This window comes from Paenibacillus turicensis, from assembly GCF_017873435.1.
Lineage (GTDB): Bacteria > Bacillota > Bacilli > Paenibacillales > Paenibacillaceae > Fontibacillus > Fontibacillus turicensis.
Genome location: NZ_JAGGKG010000009.1, coordinates 43,217 through 59,736, shown reverse-complemented (window position 1 = coordinate 59,736; position 16,520 = coordinate 43,217). Strand labels below are relative to the sequence as shown.

General features: G+C 38.5%; 20 protein-coding genes and 1 pseudogene. 11 read left to right on the top strand and 10 right to left on the bottom strand.

The window, feature by feature from the left end; genetic code table 11:
• Positions 1–76: 76 nt before the first annotated feature.
• Positions 77–850 carry an NUDIX hydrolase gene (locus J2Z32_RS10885; protein ID WP_210089187.1) on the bottom strand — a complete coding sequence of 258 codons (774 nt, stop codon included), beginning with the start codon at positions 848–850 and terminating at the stop codon, positions 77–79.
• Between the two features lie 185 nt (positions 851–1,035).
• Between J2Z32_RS10885 and J2Z32_RS10880 the strand changes: the two genes are divergently transcribed.
• Positions 1,036–1,821, top strand: coding sequence for an alpha/beta fold hydrolase (locus J2Z32_RS10880; protein WP_210089186.1), 786 nt, complete (start codon positions 1,036–1,038; stop codon positions 1,819–1,821).
• A 17-nt stretch (positions 1,822–1,838) separates the two neighbouring features.
• Here the strand turns inward: J2Z32_RS10880 and J2Z32_RS10875 are convergent, their stop codons facing one another.
• Positions 1,839–2,717: a LysR family transcriptional regulator gene (locus J2Z32_RS10875; protein ID WP_210089185.1), complete on the bottom strand. Its 879-nt coding sequence runs from the start codon at positions 2,715–2,717 to the stop codon at positions 1,839–1,841.
• A 142-nt stretch (positions 2,718–2,859) separates the two neighbouring features.
• Here J2Z32_RS10875 and J2Z32_RS10870 point away from each other — a divergent pair, with 142 nt between their 5' ends.
• Both J2Z32_RS10870 and J2Z32_RS10865 read left to right on the top strand, forming a co-directional pair.
• Positions 2,860–3,651, top strand: a complete 792-nt coding sequence (locus J2Z32_RS10870) for a SagB/ThcOx family dehydrogenase (protein WP_210089184.1) — start codon at positions 2,860–2,862, stop codon at positions 3,649–3,651.
• 118 nt (positions 3,652–3,769) lie between these two features.
• Positions 3,770–4,678: a TIGR01777 family oxidoreductase gene (locus J2Z32_RS10865; protein WP_210089183.1), complete on the top strand. Its 909-nt coding sequence runs from the start codon at positions 3,770–3,772 to the stop codon at positions 4,676–4,678.
• A 79-nt stretch (positions 4,679–4,757) separates the two neighbouring features.
• On the opposite strand, the gene J2Z32_RS10860 is transcribed toward J2Z32_RS10865, so the two are convergent.
• From J2Z32_RS10860 to J2Z32_RS10850, 3 genes are all read right to left on the bottom strand, one after another.
• A complete protein-coding gene (locus tag J2Z32_RS10860; protein ID WP_210089182.1) occupies positions 4,758–5,750 on the bottom strand; it encodes a virulence RhuM family protein in 993 nt (330 codons plus the stop codon).
• 567 nt (positions 5,751–6,317) lie between these two features.
• Positions 6,318–6,779: an SMI1/KNR4 family protein gene (locus tag J2Z32_RS10855; RefSeq protein ID WP_210089181.1), complete on the bottom strand. Its 462-nt coding sequence runs from the start codon at positions 6,777–6,779 to the stop codon at positions 6,318–6,320.
• Positions 6,780–6,921: 142 nt separating this feature from the next.
• Positions 6,922–7,500 carry a hypothetical protein gene (locus J2Z32_RS10850; protein WP_210089180.1) on the bottom strand — a complete coding sequence of 193 codons (579 nt, stop codon included), beginning with the start codon at positions 7,498–7,500 and terminating at the stop codon, positions 6,922–6,924.
• 299 nt (positions 7,501–7,799) lie between these two features.
• Between J2Z32_RS10850 and J2Z32_RS10845 the strand changes: the two genes are divergently transcribed.
• The 4 genes from J2Z32_RS10845 to J2Z32_RS22720 are packed head-to-tail and all read left to right on the top strand — an operon-like array spanning position 7,800 to position 9,035.
• Entirely contained in the window at positions 7,800–7,979 is a 180-nt protein-coding gene (locus tag J2Z32_RS10845) for a hypothetical protein (RefSeq protein WP_210089179.1), read from the top strand.
• Between the two features lie 54 nt (positions 7,980–8,033).
• The gene (locus J2Z32_RS10840; RefSeq protein ID WP_210089178.1) at positions 8,034–8,414 is read left to right on the top strand and encodes a hypothetical protein; all 381 of its coding nucleotides are present in this window, start codon (positions 8,034–8,036) and stop codon (positions 8,412–8,414) included.
• Positions 8,415–8,467: 53 nt separating this feature from the next.
• Positions 8,468–8,689 carry a DUF6199 family natural product biosynthesis protein gene (locus J2Z32_RS10835; protein WP_210089177.1) on the top strand — a complete coding sequence of 74 codons (222 nt, stop codon included), beginning with the start codon at positions 8,468–8,470 and terminating at the stop codon, positions 8,687–8,689.
• Between the two features lie 40 nt (positions 8,690–8,729).
• A complete protein-coding gene (locus J2Z32_RS22720) occupies positions 8,730–9,035 on the top strand; it encodes a DUF6199 family natural product biosynthesis protein (RefSeq protein WP_425342997.1) in 306 nt (101 codons plus the stop codon).
• Positions 9,036–9,061: 26 nt separating this feature from the next.
• On the opposite strand, the gene J2Z32_RS10830 is transcribed toward J2Z32_RS22720, so the two are convergent.
• Positions 9,062–9,928: an alpha/beta fold hydrolase gene (locus J2Z32_RS10830; RefSeq protein WP_210089176.1), complete on the bottom strand. Its 867-nt coding sequence runs from the start codon at positions 9,926–9,928 to the stop codon at positions 9,062–9,064.
• A gap of 628 nt (positions 9,929–10,556) precedes the next feature.
• Positions 10,557–10,923, bottom strand: a pseudogene (gene hxlR, locus J2Z32_RS10825) (transcriptional activator HxlR).
• A 241-nt stretch (positions 10,924–11,164) separates the two neighbouring features.
• On the opposite strand from hxlR, the gene hxlA reads away from it, so the two are divergent.
• The 4 genes from hxlA (at position 11,165) to J2Z32_RS10805 (ending at position 13,878) form a co-directional block, all read left to right on the top strand.
• Positions 11,165–11,797 carry a 3-hexulose-6-phosphate synthase gene (gene hxlA, locus J2Z32_RS10820; RefSeq protein ID WP_210089175.1) on the top strand — a complete coding sequence of 211 codons (633 nt, stop codon included), beginning with the start codon at positions 11,165–11,167 and terminating at the stop codon, positions 11,795–11,797.
• A gap of 6 nt (positions 11,798–11,803) precedes the next feature.
• A complete protein-coding gene (gene hxlB / locus J2Z32_RS10815) occupies positions 11,804–12,364 on the top strand; it encodes a 6-phospho-3-hexuloisomerase (protein WP_210089174.1) in 561 nt (186 codons plus the stop codon).
• 101 nt (positions 12,365–12,465) lie between these two features.
• Complete coding sequence (locus tag J2Z32_RS10810) at positions 12,466–12,945, top strand: tetratricopeptide repeat protein (RefSeq protein ID WP_210089173.1); 480 nt, start codon at positions 12,466–12,468, stop codon at positions 12,943–12,945.
• A gap of 69 nt (positions 12,946–13,014) precedes the next feature.
• Entirely contained in the window at positions 13,015–13,878 is an 864-nt protein-coding gene (locus tag J2Z32_RS10805; protein ID WP_210089172.1) for a pentapeptide repeat-containing protein, read from the top strand.
• 101 nt (positions 13,879–13,979) lie between these two features.
• Here the strand turns inward: J2Z32_RS10805 and J2Z32_RS10800 are convergent, their stop codons facing one another.
• The 3 genes from J2Z32_RS10800 to J2Z32_RS10790 are packed head-to-tail and all read right to left on the bottom strand — an operon-like array spanning position 13,980 to position 16,512.
• The gene (locus J2Z32_RS10800; protein WP_210089171.1) at positions 13,980–14,753 is read right to left on the bottom strand and encodes an ABC transporter permease; all 774 of its coding nucleotides are present in this window, start codon (positions 14,751–14,753) and stop codon (positions 13,980–13,982) included.
• Complete coding sequence (locus tag J2Z32_RS10795; protein ID WP_210089170.1) at positions 14,753–15,544, bottom strand: ABC transporter permease; 792 nt, start codon at positions 15,542–15,544, stop codon at positions 14,753–14,755. Before J2Z32_RS10795 ends, J2Z32_RS10800 begins: the two co-directional genes overlap by 1 nt.
• Positions 15,541–16,512: an ABC transporter ATP-binding protein gene (locus J2Z32_RS10790; RefSeq protein WP_210089169.1), complete on the bottom strand. Its 972-nt coding sequence runs from the start codon at positions 16,510–16,512 to the stop codon at positions 15,541–15,543. The genes J2Z32_RS10795 and J2Z32_RS10790 overlap by 4 nt, the downstream gene beginning before the upstream one ends.
• Positions 16,513–16,520 lie beyond the last annotated feature (8 nt).

The following is a 16,520-nucleotide window of genomic DNA, read 5'->3' as shown; positions in this document are numbered from 1 at the left end:
ATTTTAGAAAGCTATAGTTAAGGTACTGAGTAACTAATGCAAAACTAAATTATACTTGAGCTATTTTCATTACTACCTAACGTTTATTATGGTAAATCGAATGGTTGACCGGCACATCCACAAAACGATAAAGCTGTGTTGGCTTTTTAGACGTACGTGTCGTTTTTTCTCCCTTTACCTCTTCAATAAAAGGCAAGGATTTAATTTTTCTAGCAAAGGCTGCATCAAGTGAAATCGCAGAATCATCACTTATTGTGAGCAACACCGCCTGTAATTCAGAATACGTAAACTTTTCTGGTAAAAAGGATTGAGCGACCGTTGTCTCCAGCAATTCACGCGTAATGACCTCGATCGCATCCTGAATGATCTGTCTGTGATCAAATGCAAGGTCTAGCTGTAGCACCTCTTTTACCGAAAATAATTCGACCTCACTAGCATCATCATTGGCTTGGCGCTCCTGTAGCCGATGCTCTGGCACAATTGCATAATGTGCATTCGTTATAATCCAACCTCTTGGATCACGACCTGGTGTATCATATACCCCAAAATGCTTTAAATGAATATTGGTGACCCCTGTTTCCTCCATTAGTTCGCGCTTAGCTGACTCAAATGCCGTTTCATCTGGATTGACAAACCCACCCGGCAACGCCCACTTTCCTGCCTCCATATTAGGTCTGCCTTCACTATCCGTCATACTGCGCTGTATAAGCATTAGCTTCAAATCCATCACAGGTGGCTTAAACTCCTGCTGTTCTGACACAATCGTAAAAATCGCAATGTCCGAGGTGTAGCCGTCTGGTGTTCTATATTTTTTAACATCGTATTGCTGTAATGCCTGCTCGTTAGACAATGAATTTGAACTCCCTTCTTTATTATGATTGAAATGAGCTTCTGAATTTCTAATAACATTTAACCTTTTGTTAATTGTAATTATAGAAGATGAAGAAGGTTTTGTCAATTTTTTATGTGAAAAATAGGCGATTGCCTTTTTGTTGTACTTTATCAATTGGTTAATCAGTTATAATACTACTATCAGTGTCATTTGAAAGGGGCGTTATGATGTTAAGCTACAAAACAAGCGGTCAACCTGCAAATCCTTCTATTCTTTTTCTACACGGTGGTGGACTTAGCGGTAAAATGTGGGATGATGTCACAAAGTTACTACAGGAGCACTATTACTGCATCGTACCCGATCTTCCCGGTCATGGCGATAGTTCCTCCATCACACCATTAACAGCGGATAAATGTGTAGAAGAACTTACTCCTTTTTTATCTCAATACGGACCTGTACATATTGTAGGCTTATCTATGGGTGGTATTTTAGCACAAAAGCTGCTCGAAACTTCTCCAGACTCCATCCAATCAGTAATCATCACTGGCTCTTCTCCACAATTGAGTGCCTTTAAAGTAGCATTGATTAATATGTTAGTTGCACCAACCTATCGCTTCATGTCGTCTAAAAAGATGACGGCTTCCATGATGAAAGGTCTGAGCATCCCTGAAGCTTATGCCTACGACATTGAACTTGATATGGAAAAAGTAACGCCCTCAACTATGCGCGAAATGTACGGATTAATGAAAGAAATAAAAGTCCCCACTCCCTCCACTCATCCTTTGCTAGTTCTTGCTGGAGAACGAGAAGGTGCACTTGTGCGAAACAACGTTCGTAAGCTGTTAGCAGCATTACCTAATAGTAAAGGCGCTATCGTTCCAGGTTTAAACCATGCATGGAGTTATGAAAATCCGCAATTGTTTGCAGAGGTTGTAGAGACGTGGATTGAGGAAGGAGAAGTTCATGAGGGATTAATACGTTTCATTTAAGCGTAAAATCAAGCATCTCAATCAGAAGCAGCCAAGGCTGCTTTTTTTAAGTAATTCTGACTATGCACAATAAATTCAGCGACAACAGGAGAAATGTCTGACTGGTCACGCACGGCAATGACTAGCTCACGGGTAATCGCTGGACGAAGAGGAATCGCTGTAACCTTAGGCAAAACCTCAGGAACGTATAGCTCAGGCAGAATTGTAACCCCAACTCTTTCTTGCACCATAGACAGAATCGTAATGGGGTCCTGCACTTCCAACGTAATATCAGGCACGATACCATGCTCCTGTAGCAAGCTTTTGATTCCAGAATCCTTAACCATGACAAAGCATTTCCCTGTAAGCTGTTCAAAAGTAAGATACTCCTCCTCCTTCAGCGGACTGTAGTTGGAAACGAATACCTTCATTTGATCCCTTAGCAAGGGAAAAGCATGGAACTTCTTATCAGGCACGGTCATAAAAGCTACATCTGCAACAGAGTCCGCAAGCCATGTCTGAATTTCTTCGTTACTTCCTTCAAATAATACAAGCTCTATCTGAGGGAACAGCTTACGAAACGAACTGATAATACCAGGCAAAATCTTTGGAGAAACACTGGAAATGACTGCGATTCGCAGCGTCCCCGCCTCCATTCCGCGTGCAGCATTTGCTTCCTCTCTCATGTAGGATGTAATTCGTAATATATCTCGTGCATGTTTAACCATCCGCTTACCAATGTTGGTGGTTGTAATCCCTCTCCTACTGCGGTCAAACAAAACAATTTCTAATTCCTTCTCTAGGTTATTGATCATTTGAGAAACTGCCGATTGCGTAAAGCCTAAAGATTCTGCCGCTTTCGTAAAATTTTTGTGCTCCGAAACCGCGATCAATACCTGTAATTGCAATAATGTCATGCTTTCACCTCTCCCATTCATTAGTAAATACTAATGTTATATATTATAAACCATAATTTTACTAATCCAACACCTAATCGTATACTTCGATATAAGCAATATGTAGGTAACACTTGTATTGTGAAATAAGGAGGAATTATTCATGCACCCGGATTGGAAAAACATATGTCAGCAATTTATAGAAGCAACCTCATACAAGGTTGGTGATTTAGAAAAAGGTTGGGCAAGCAAATACGACTTCTCTAAAGCACCGCCAAAATATCTCCGATATGAAGACGCACTGATTCACATTCCATTAGGAGTGCCAGATTTTCCAGAGACCATAAATATATGGGAAATTCTCAAAACCCGCCGTACGATGAGGAATTTTATCCATGAATCTCTTTCGTTAAATGAACTCAATCTTCTTCTCTGGGGAACACAAGGAATTACGGCAACACACGATGGTTATGAGCTTCGTACCACACCTTCCGCTGGAGCACTTTATCCAATTGAAACCTATCTGATGGTCAACAATGTGGAAGGATTAGAGAAGGGATTATACCATTTAGATGTAGAGCGGTGGACACTAGAAGGATTAAAACTGGAGGATGTGTCAGAGATTTCCTATCTACTAACTGAGAATCAGGAAATGACGCGCCATTGTGCTGTTAATTTCATCTGGACTGCTGTATTAGATCGAACAGAGGACAAGTATAAAGAGCGTGCATACCGATATATTTTCTGGGATTCAGGCATTGTTTCACAAAATCTACAAATTGTTGGTAGCGGACTAGGGCTGGGCGTAGCCACCATCGGTCATTTGATGGATGAGAACATGAATGATTATTTAGGGATTGATGGAATCAATCATCTATCCATGCTTATGGCGTCCGTAGGACATGTATCAGGACAAGGCTGGGAGCATGACAGGCGGTATAGAAAGTATATATAAACACACCTCACGCTCAGACCGCTATTTCGCAATTATCAAAAATTAAAGATATAATATATAAAGATTTTGATTGCGGAGATCATCAATTAATTGTCAAAGAATAGGTGGAGAAAGCCCCATGAAATTTATTATTTTTGGCGCCAGCGGATTTATCGGCAGTGCACTAACAGATTACTGGTTACGCGAAGGACATGAAGTCCTTTTAGTTGGTCGAAAGGCGGCTGTAACTCTCCAGTTCCCACTTGCCTCCAGCACGACTTGGGCTGAATTAGAAGCAACTCCCGAGCTGGCTGAAGGATCAGATGGCTGGGTCAATCTATCGGGCGCCAGTCTAAATCAACGCTGGAGCCAAAAAAACAAGGACCTCATTATTCAGTCCAGACTCAAAGCGGTAAATGATGCCGGGCGACTTTTACAAAGACTTCACACGAAGCCAAATGTCATCATTCAGGCTTCAGCGGTTGGCATTTATGGCACCTCTCTGGACAAAACCTTTGACGAAAGCTCTCCAGCCAACGTATCAGACTTCCCCTCACATGTGGTGAAGCTTTGGGAAGCAGCGGCGGACGAAGCCTATTCCGAAATCGGCTCACGAGTTGTAAAGCTACGTACCGGCATTGTACTTGGAAATGGTGGCGGCGCCCTCACTATGCTTAAGCTCCCTTATCTGCTTGGTTTCGGTGGGCGCATGGGTAGCGGAAAGCAATGGATGTCTTGGATTATGCTAAGCGATATCATCAAGCTGATAGACTATGCTGTACATCAATCATCGATCGAGGGTCCACTTAATGCTGTCGCACCGCACCCAGTAACGAACGATGAGTTCGGACAGATGCTCGCGCGTGCCTATCACCGTCCACATTGGTTTCCCGTTCCAGCCGCAGTATTGAAGGTTGCGCTAGGCGAGATGTCGGAACTCGCGCTCCAAGGACAAAGAGTATTACCTGCCAAAGCGTTGGAGCACGGCTTTGTGTTTCAGTACCCTGATTTACTGCCAGGATTGAAATCGTTGAAAATACTGAAATGAGATTGAAGTCAGATTGGAATGTGTTTGTTTTGTTCATGTTTCTTCGGTTGTCATGAAAAATATAGTGGCTCGGTTTGAGTCATTTTAAATCTTTATTCTTAACAAACTCATCAAAATCTCCACTTACGTCAATAGCTAACCGCTGCTGGTTATATTTTTCGTATTCAGCTATTGCTAATTTCTCAGCAATTTCATGTGAAATTCCACCTGCATTGCTGAGAATCTCTCGTTCATTAAACTTTAGAAATAAATCTAACTTTTCCACCCAATCCTTCATATACATAAGTGCGTGACGTTCAGCTTGATCTTCTGCATAATCTAAATACATAGTTACAATGCGATTTAAAGATTGTAATTCCTTATCTGTTAAATAATTTTTGGCTACCAAGACATCTACCTTTCTTACTTTATCACCTTTCCAACTGGTTAAGCCCATATTATCCTTAGCTGCACTAGCACGTTCCGCTATTAATTCAGCAGCTGTATGACCATGAATAGCAAAATGAAGCTTATTTTGTACAGTAGCAAAAAACTCCTTAGATATACTTGCATTAGGATCATAATCGACAGATGTTGCATATATATCTGTAATCTTGCGATTAAACCTTTTTTCAGATGCCCGAATATCACGAATACGCTCAAGTAACTCATCGAAATAGTCTTGTCCAAAACTTCTCATATCTTTCAATTTCTCATCATCCATTGTAAAACCTTTGACTAAATACTCATTAAGTCGTTCAGTCGCCCAACGTCTAAATTGTGTTCCTCTGTGAGAGCGAACACGATAACCAATGGCAATGATCATTTCAAGATTGTAGAAAGAAACTTCACGTTCAACCTGCCGTGTTCCCTCAGTTTGAACTATTCGGTTTTTCCGAATTGTTGCTCCTTCTTCTAACTCTGCCTCTTCATAGATATGTTTAATATGCTCGCTAATGGTACTAGCACCTTTCTGGTACAACTCCACAATTGCTTTCTGAGTCATCCACACCGTTCCATTTTCTAACTTCACATCGATCTTTGTATTTCCATCTTCAGTCTGATATATTAAAATGTCGCTATTGTTAACCAATGATATCCTCCCTCTTCTTTACCTGTTCAGAATATAGAATCATATGTTCCTATTTTATCATATATTTGCTGAAAAAATGCACTTCATGAGATCTGTTATTCCTCACAAAGTGCATCAATATTTGACATCATTTTCATAGAAGCAATTCTCAATAAAGCCAATGTAAAGTCTAAATCCTTTTACTCAGGTACCCTAGATTTTTTCTTATGCAAATACCGCATAATTCCCCAAATTATCACAAAAACCTCTATCTTAGTCCTATAAGCTATTCTCTATCACTTCCCCAGAAAAGAGGCTCTCAAATTGAAACCCTTCTCTCCCCCGAAACAGTATTGTTATGCTTACAAAAAGAAGTCCATAGTGTTCTGTTAAATTCATCTCTGACCTCTAATTCCTACGTAACGTTCCCGTGCCACACCTTTGAACGAGAGGTATGAAAGAAACAATACTCTTTGTGAGGGTCTTCCTGATGCAATTCACTGTATCTCTTTAATGCTTTATCCGCTAACCCAGAGTCAGTAGGTCACTTCTCTAAAAAAAGGATGATAACATGTATCATCCCATCCTTTACCTAGACCGCTCATCAATCAATCTTTCTAAAAACTCCGCAAAGCTTGAAGCATACTTCTCAATCAAATTATTCATGAGATCATAACGCATAATCGGAAATTCTCCATGCTCATCTTTAGTAGAAGTATCAAAAAAATAAAGCTCATCGCTGTCTGGCACAAACAAATCCATTCTGTTAGGAAACTGGCTCACCCACCATGCCTCAGCTAGGTTAAGTCTATGCCTGTAAAGAACATCTGCATCATGGTATTCTCTGTGTTCTGGAGCGACAATGGTCAGAATTTCCCCATCACCCAACAGGGCATTACCATAATGAGTTATCCACCAGCGATAAGATGGAGGCAAACGGAAGCCTAGCTCCTCTTCAACTTCCACGATCCAGTTCTCTTGTGCACCATGTCCATTAAACCATTTTAAAGCAGTTGTTGTTTTCATCTTTTCTTCTAATCGCTTATACATAATGTTTACTTCTCCTCCCTTGTTAACTATCTATAAAACCTTAGGTGTCCCCGTATCCCAATCCCCTTCTGTCTCGCTTCCTTCTAAAGATCAAACGGTCCAAAGAGTACCATCTAAGATCATTTTCCTCTTTTATATGAATTCAAAACTCATATTTTTCAAATCTTTTTTTAAGATCAGCTTCAAATTCAATCCATTCCGCATCACACCATAAAGACATCTTCAGCAATTGTGACAGCTTATCCACAGCTTGAGCAGGGTCGTTAATTTCAAGGAGTTGTCCAAACTCCTCATTATCTACATCCAACATTTTTTGCAAGTATTCATCATTAAGACGCTCTTCTTTAAGCTGCTCATATTCTTCTCTTGTCCATGGCTCACAAAAGATTTTTTCGGCTTGAATTTCCCCGTTCTCGTAAAAAGACCACTCAAATATTTCCTCGTTCATATATCCGATCGTCATAACGGGCTCTTCAACAAGCTGGGACAACGTTTTACCTATTTTCTTCACAGTCCCCCATACAAAATAATCGTGGAGCACGCTAATCCAGCTCTCATTCACATTACTTTTACTAATATACATAGTAATGTTAGTCTCTGAAGAGTCATTTTCCCGATTACCTAATACTTGGGCATGACCTTGGCTGAGTACTTTTAATGCTGAAATCGTCTTCTCAAGATGATTTGACTTAATATGCAAGTTGGCAAATGACCTTCCCATAAGCTCCCTCCTCTTATGTGGTTTTTTATTTAACCTGATATAATATTTATTCTATAAATTGCTTCAGACCTATTTCTTATGTTGATTATAACAATCACTTATTTTGAATCTACCTACTTTTTACCTAAATTTTGAGATAATTATATACAAATAAAAGTGCTGATCACACCAATAGACTTAGTTTAGTACAGCGCAACTTACCAGTTGAAACCCTAATAAGAACAACTTACTGGACAAATTGCGTCTATGAGGGATAATTTGGGTATATACATAATTAATAAATAAATTAGGAGGATATTATGTACAAACTTGCTTATATTGTTGGTTTAATGCTAATGTCCCTTTCAATATTGCTCGCTTTTCATTACCAAGATGAAGGCATTCATCTCGTGCCGATTATTACTTTTTTGTTAGGAGTCAGTTGCTTTGTCATCGGAAAATTCCTCTATAGAAAAAATCACGCTGAATCAAAGTTCTAATATGGTATCATGTACTCTATAGGTACTTTTTACCTCAAAGGAGGACTTTGTGTGATGAATACTAAGCTCAGAAAGCTAACCGTTGAAGATCAACCTTATGTATATTGGCATGTGGGTGGTTCCCGCCTCACCTTAAACATTTCACCCAAGGAAGACAAAACAACAAAAATCACACTCATTTTCGAGGCTGATCCACCAGATGAAGAACGGCATACCTTCTGGGCTTTTTATGATATCTCTGCACACAAAAACAACCTACAAACGACCATTCATCTAGGCAAACCAAAGCATATTGCTGAGATCATTCATTATTTACAAAACGAACAACAACAACTTTGGCTCAAAGGAAAGCAAAATACGATCGACAACGCTTGGGAGTTGCTGCAAGCCATGGGTTACTCTGATATGGAGCCAATTTGGATTGAGCAATGGTGATATATATAACGAAAATGAAAGGACTGTTTATATAGACTATGCCAATTTTTTATATGGCTTTTGGAGTATTTACTATTTTGATTGGAATTTTATATATTAAAAAACCTGAATTCGCCTGGAAAATTACTGAGGGTTGGAAACATAATGATGATAACGGACCTAGTGATTCATATCTCATCCTTTCACAAATTGGTGGAATTATTTGTGTAGTTGCAGGTGGACTTTCTTTTATTTATGGTATTCTAACTTTACTTCGAGACACGTTCGCAACTTAAGCTTTTTTTAAAACTTTTTATAGGTGTACATTCATACATTTTGTACGAACGTAATAAATCAATCATTAGCCCTAAACCAACCCCAAAGGAGTTGTTACTATTGGTCTTCCCTATCATAACTATAATTTTTGGACTTATCTTTATTTGGCTAGGTATCCTCAGAATAAAAAAACCAGAATTTGGGTTACATCGTAATGTGCGGTGGAAGTTTAAAAATGAGGTTGAGCCTACTGAGTCATATTTAGCATTTCTTAAATTTGGTGGAATTGTTGTAATTATTGCCGGAGTATTTTTTACATTTTTTGGTATAATGAACTTGCTTCAAGCCATATTCACTTCTCAATAAACTACAATTTACCTAGCAGTGATCAATTATCTTTTTTGCAAAAACAAAAGTGTCAGCTCATTCACAATATCGGCATGCTCCATAGTTAAGGAATGACTTGCCCCAGCAATTAAATGAGTCTCAAGATTAGGGATGAGTTCTTTTGCATTTGCTATTGTTTTTGCTGCAGGATAAATTACTTCTTTATCTCCGATCAGGAGCAAGGTAGGAATATTAAAATCATAAAACTCTGCTTTATTAAATACAGAAGGCATGAGCTGCAAAAGTGGTTTGGCATAACGATAACCCGCGATAACCTGAGAACGAAATACAGGATGTAATGGCTCCCCCTTCCCAGAGAACCACAAAAAAGCATTGTCAATCCACTTCTCCGTGTGAAACAACAATGCAGGATAAATTTTCGCGAAAAATTTCATGCTTATTTTATGAAACGTTCCTGCTGGGGCATAAAGCAACAGCCTTGATATTCGCTCTGAATAAGCAAGAGAAAAATTTAAAGACAAAAATCCCCCCATAGAATGCCCTGCTAAATCTACCTGATTCAACTCCATAGCGTCCAAAACCTCAAGAAGCCACTGATTCGCGTCCTTCCGATTTTTTATGGCTACATTAGGTTTACTTTTACCGAAATCCCCCATAATATCAACCGCATAAATACAACGTTCTTGTGCTAGCTGCTTTATATTGGGAAACCACATTGTACTACTCATGGTCATCCCGTGCAGGAGAACCATCGGCGGCTTACTTTGATCACCAAAGCAAAGTACGTGCGTATCACCAAAGCTTGTATGTATATAACTTGATGTTCCTTCCACTTCAATCATATTTAAACATTTGTCGTAGCAAACATAATATTCTGCTTCAGCCGCTTCATTCTTAAAAATAGATCCCACAAGACACCTCTCTCCTCAGAGCGTTCAACTTTCACAATAAACTAAAAAATATTTACCTTGATCACATTATGTAACTTCAAATAACGAATAACCTATAAAGCATATCACAAACTTACTTAAAACATTGTTACTTTTGTTTCTCATTGGGTAGTTTGGGTAGTTTATTAGACTTAATTATGCAGAGATGTTAAGCATTAAAGTATAGTGGATAGATCTATTTTGTGGAATTTATTAACGAGGGAAATATTCGGAGTTCATAGTTTTTTAATCCTATATATATCTAATTATGATATAATTTAGCATGTACAACTGAACTTGGGTGGGAAGTATTACCTCCGGATTGGAGGTGATACCTATGACATTTTCGTTTTCGGATGTGATGATGATTGGAATGTTTATTCTAGCATTGCTCACTTACCTGAATAAACGAAAATAACCTGCCCAGGTTAGCGCCAAGGGAACAGGTTATTTTCAAACACCAAGTTTGGAGGTATCCCACCCAAGTGTTGTGCTGAGGGCGGTCGGCGGACCGTCCTTATTTCTATCCTTATCTTAACATAAAAATATAATACATGTGAATCCATTTCACTTGATTTCTACATGAATGAAGACATTATTTTGACTCCTATTACTTTTGCTCCATCACAATCTCAACGTCCACTTTGTCCAGCACATTTTCAATATACCCCTTACCCCACTCATACATTGCATCCAAAATCGGCATCAGGCTTTCTCCGTATTCTGTTAGCGAATACTCCACCTTAGGTGGAACAACTGGATAAACTTCACGGTGTACAATAAGGTGCGCCTCCAGCTCACGAAGCTGACTGACAAGCATTCGTTGGGTAATGCCCGGTATAAGTGCCTTCAGCTCACCAAAACGCTTCATTCCCTGCTTCCAAGTGCCATAGGATGAGCATCTTCCACTTCCCGCCTATAATAGCTAACGTTAATTCCTTTTCACAATTGAAGCTCTTTTCATCAAAATGTGGCATATACGATACCTCCCATATTTTATTATCCAATACATTTCTCAGTTCACAGTATACTTTTAGACACTATATGCGATTAAAGTGCGTACTTCTATAAATTTTATATATTTAGTATAGTGAGCATGAACCAAATAGTAAACCATAATCAACCGCAAACATAAGGGTAGAAATAAACATAACTCGGACAAACGCTGTTGAGCTTGATATTCAGTTAAACCACTATAAACTAAGGAGCGTGTATGTAATGAAATTACAATTAGCACTAGATCTTGTTGATATCCAAGGGGCAATCGAAGTTGTAAAAGAGGTACAAAACCATATTGATATCGTAGAGATTGGTACACCGGTTGTCATCAATGAAGGATTGCATGCTGTAAAGGCTGTAAAAGAAGCATTTCCACATTTGACTGTATTAGCTGACCTTAAAATTATGGACGCGGCAGGTTATGAAGTTGGCCAAGCATCTGCGGCTGGTGCAGACATCATTACAATTTTAGCAGCAGCAGAAGACGAGTCCATCAAAGGTGCTGTAGCAGAAGCCAAAAAACTAGGCAAGCAAGTGCTAGCAGACATGATTGCGATCAAAGACCTTAAAGGTCGTGCGGCACAATTAGACGAGTTTGGCGTAGACTACATTTGTGTGCATACTGGTTATGATTTACAAGCTGTAGGTAAAAACTCTTTCGAAGACCTTGCAACGATTAAAAGTGTAGTGAAAAATTCTAAAACTGCGGTTGCTGGCGGAATCAAACTCGAAACTCTTCCAGAAGTAATCAAACAAAACCCAGACCTTATTATTGTAGGTGGCGGAATTACTAGCCATGATGATAAGCAGGCTGTAGCAGCTAAAATGCAAGAGCTTATTAAGCAAGGTTAATTTGGTATGACACACACATCACTCTATTTCAGTCAGGTTATCGAAGAATTAAACAAGACGGCGAATTCTATTCCCGATGAAGCATCCGAAGCCTTACTGAATCAAATGATGAAATCGGGCAAGATTTTTGTTGCAGGAGCAGGGCGATCTGGACTTATGGGTAAAGCCTTTGTAATGCGGATGATGCACATGGGGTTAGACGCTTATGTTGTAGGTGAGACAGTAACAGCAAATTTGGAAAAGGGTGATCTACTCATTATTGGCACAGACTCTGGTGAGACAAAAACACTTATTCCTATTGCTGAAAAGGCAAAAAGCTTAGGAGGCATCGTAGCGGCCGTTACGATTTCACAAGACTCTACGATCGGGAAACTAGCGGATATCGTTGTTAAGCTTCCAGGTTCACCTAAAGAACAACATGAGAGTATATCTCAAAGTATTCAGCCAATGGGTTCCCTCTTTGAGCAGACGATGCTGTTATTTTACGACGCATTAATCTTACGTTACATGACGCAAAAAGGTTTAAGCTCTAGCCAAATGTATGGCAAGCATGCTAACCTTGAATAAAACAAATAATGTAAGCCTAGAAAAGAGATCTCTTATGGAGATGAGCTTTCTAGGCTTTCTTTTGAATCCATTTAGGGGAACGATGAAAGGAATCCTTAGTTATGACATTAGATACAGTACTACAGCTCCGGAAGGAAAAAAAGTACACGGAAGCAAAGGTTGCCATGCTTCAGTTACTTGCTACGGACCCCAATCACGGTGAAAATCATTACCAGATGGCATGGTGTTATGACAATCTTGGCGAGGAACGACTTGCAGTCCCTCACTATATCCAAGCTATCTCACTTGGCTTATGTCCAAGCAGTCTAGAAGGTGCTTATCTTGGTCTAGGAAGTACTTATCGTTCTCTAGGGCGATATACAGAGGCAAAAGAAACCTTCGAGGCGGCTATATTAGAGTTTCCAGATAAAAATAATTTGAAGGTATTTTACGCCATGACCTTGTATAATTTACAAGAGCACAGCAAGGCGATGGAAATATTGCTGCAACAATTAGCAACGTCTAGCAACGATGAATCCATTTTAGAATATAAACAAGCGATTCTTTTCTATTCAGATAAGCTAGATGAGAAGTGGGAATAAACCACATAGATATATAGCATATAAAGGATAAGATTATTACTTAGGAGATATATTAGGAGATGTATACCGATGAAACACCAATCCACGATTAACCACCTCAAGCCCGATTGCCAAAATTGCTTTGGGCTTTGTTGTGTTGCGCTGTATTTTTCTAAGCACGATGGCTTTCCAACCGACAAGCACGCAGGCGTACCTTGCCCTAATTTAGCACAGAATTATACCTGTAGCATTCATGAAAAGCTCTCGGAGCAAGGACTAAAAGGCTGTACCTCCTATGAATGCTTTGGTGCAGGACAACAAGTATCACAGGTGACTTATGGTGGTGGAAATGGCTGGAGAGCACAAGGTGCAGAGCATTCATCTTCTGAACAAATGTTTAACGTCTTCTTAATTATGAGGCAATTATACGAAATGTGTTGGTATTTATATGAGGCACTCTCCTACGACATCCCATCTGCACTTTCTGACGATGTGTATTATCTTCTTAATGAGACGGAAAAAGTCACACTAGCATCTCCTGAAGAGCTACAAAATTTTGACTTATTTGCTCATCATACTAAGGTTAGCATGGTCATTAACCAAGTTACGCAAGTGATTCAAGCCCATACTCGCCAAGTATTAACTAAAACCTCCAACTTTAACGAAAACAAAATAATTAACACCAAGCAAAAAAGAGATTTTATCGGAGCTAATTTAACAAAAAAAGAACTTCGCTGTGCAGACCTTCGTGGATGTCTACTGATCGCTGCCAATTTAGAAGGTGCAAACCTGTGCGGAACTAACTTCATTGGCGCTGACCTAAGAGATGCCAATTTACGAGGCGCAAACTTAACACATACTCTTTTCCTCACCCAATCGCAACTTAACGGGGCTAAGGGAGATAAATATACCAAGCTACCTACTATCCTTTCTTGCCCAGTTCATTGGGTATAAACTCAAGCTTTTTACTTATTAGATATCTATTCCAACCTTGCTTTACTGATAGATGTTATAACCAAGTTGCCCACTAGCCATCGGTTACCGCATACATTCCATCAGCTTGCAGACTGATATTTCTGCAGACCTTTTTTCCATATCCACATTGTTAATGCCGTTAATCCTATAGTAAATACGATATACCAGATCATTTCCAACCATAAATAATCTTGTTTAACAAACAAAATTGGCGCATTAAATGCCATTAATAGTGGCAACGCCCAAGATAATAAATAACGGAGTATTTTGGGATAAATACCTGCCGGCCTACTCGACAACTCACTTAAATACTCTGGTATGGCAAGGAATTTCCCACCACGATCCTTCCAAAACGCCGTCATAATAAATACTTGATTGATCAAAAATAAAAGCCAAGTTGCCACTAAAATAAGAACAAAAAACACAAGCAAGTTAATGAAAGACAAAGAATAGTTTGTCAAAACATATATTTGGACACCTAACGCTATAAGTACGTTCACTAAGCTGGGAAAATCAATACGGTTAAAAGCATAATAGAAAAAGGAATTCACCGGTCTCAGCAACGTATAGTCCAATTCTCCCTCCAAAATAACCTCAGACAAATTTTCGTGTGAAACAATAAAAAACGTATGGTATAAATACGTGATTAAAGAAGCGGTGCTGATTAGCAATAAATAATCATTTCGACTCCATCCTGCAATCACATTACTATATTCAAAATAAATAATCCCCGTTATAATCTCAATTGAGAAAAATAAAAAACCAAATATAACGACAATAAATGAAGTCGCTCGATAGGATAATGCCTCCTGCAAGCTTTGTGAAACCAATGTTTTAAATAGCTTCCACGACATTAGCTCCCCATCCCTTCATATTTTTTTAGTCCTTTTACTAAACTCAAATTATAAATAATTAAAAATAAGACTGCCCAACCAAGACAAATCACACAACTAAGCCATAACTTATTCATATCAAGTTTGCCCTGTAATGCATTCGAATATTGATAACCAACAAGTGAAAAGGGATTATATTGCACTACCGTATAAATAGAATTAGGAAACAAGTTTAGTGGAAAATAAAGTCCACCTAAAATCAAATATAATGCGTTCAAAACAGGTCTTATCGGCCACATTTGAATTAGCCAAAATCCTAACGTACTTATCATAGATATTAATAAAAAAAACATCACAATAATTAATACAGAAAATAAAATTAATCCTAAGAAATAAAGCGAATGATCACTCGTGGTATTTACACTACCAAATGAAACCAAATATATCACAGCAAAAATAACAAGGTAAATACACTTCTGACCCATAAATACAGCAAAAGACTCCTTCAGCAAACTGATAGGCCTAAGCAATAATGTTGATAATTTGCCTGTGCGAATTAATCCCCCTAAACGAACGACATGCTCGAATGAAAATAAGATAGATAGTAAATTAACAACGATAATATAAACTAGCATTTCATTTTCTGTGTAGCCACCAATGACTTGTCCACCATTTGCAGCATAAATTGCTTTCCACATAAAAAATGAAAGGAAAATACTAATTAGATTAGAAATAATGCCTGTAATCAAATTAAATTTGTAGGAGAGCTGAATATTAAGTTGATTCAAAAAAATAACTACATATTTTTTCACTTCATTCCCCCTCCGTCTTTGAAAATCTGTGCAATTATATCCTCAAATTCTGCACTTTTTTTCGTTAAGCTAGAAATAATTTCAGGATGAGGTAACTCATAAAGGATCTCTATAACATGTCTAAGCTCATTTGCTGGAAAAACAATACGCGTACCATCCATTTGCTTGTACCGTTGTAGCTCAGCCGGAATTTTATCACTAAACATAAGCTCATATGTATCCTCAAAAGTAAAGTCCGATTTTAACTGTTGAATCGTTGTATCTTTGACTTTATCCCCATGCATGACAATGACGATTCGATTTGCTAACGTCTCAATATCCTTCATATAGTGACTAGTTAAAATAATGGTCGTTTGATGTTTCTCATTAACTTGCTTTAAAAACGCATGAATATTTTTTTGACTTGTAATATCCAACCCAATCGTTGGCTCATCTAGAAATAAAAGAGCTGGATTATGTATAAGTGCACATACTAGCTCAAATTTGACTCGTTCACCAAGCGATAACTTTCTTACTGGTGTTTTCTTTTTCTTGTCGATATCGAGTAGCAACATCATTTCATTTAATCTTGTTTCAAATATAGCCCGATCTATTTCATAAATCACCTGTAACATATTTAACGTTTCAATTGGGGGTAGATCCCATATTAACTGGGATTTTTGTCCCATTAGCACACCAATACTTTTTAAATAAGCTGCTTCCTTTTTAAACGGTTGAAATTGATTACACCATACCTCCCCCTCAGAAGGCTGTAAAATCCCACACATCATTTTAATAAGTGTTGTTTTCCCTGCACCATTTGGACCAAGAAGCCCTATAATTTCTCCCTTACTCACTTCAAAGTTAAAAGACCTAATCGCGGTCTCCTTAATGGCTTTCCGCTTTCTAAAATCTTTTAAAGAACCTAGAAGTCCTGACTCCTTCTCATAAGACTCGTAATGGTAATGCACATTTGTTAACTTAATCATCACGTTCT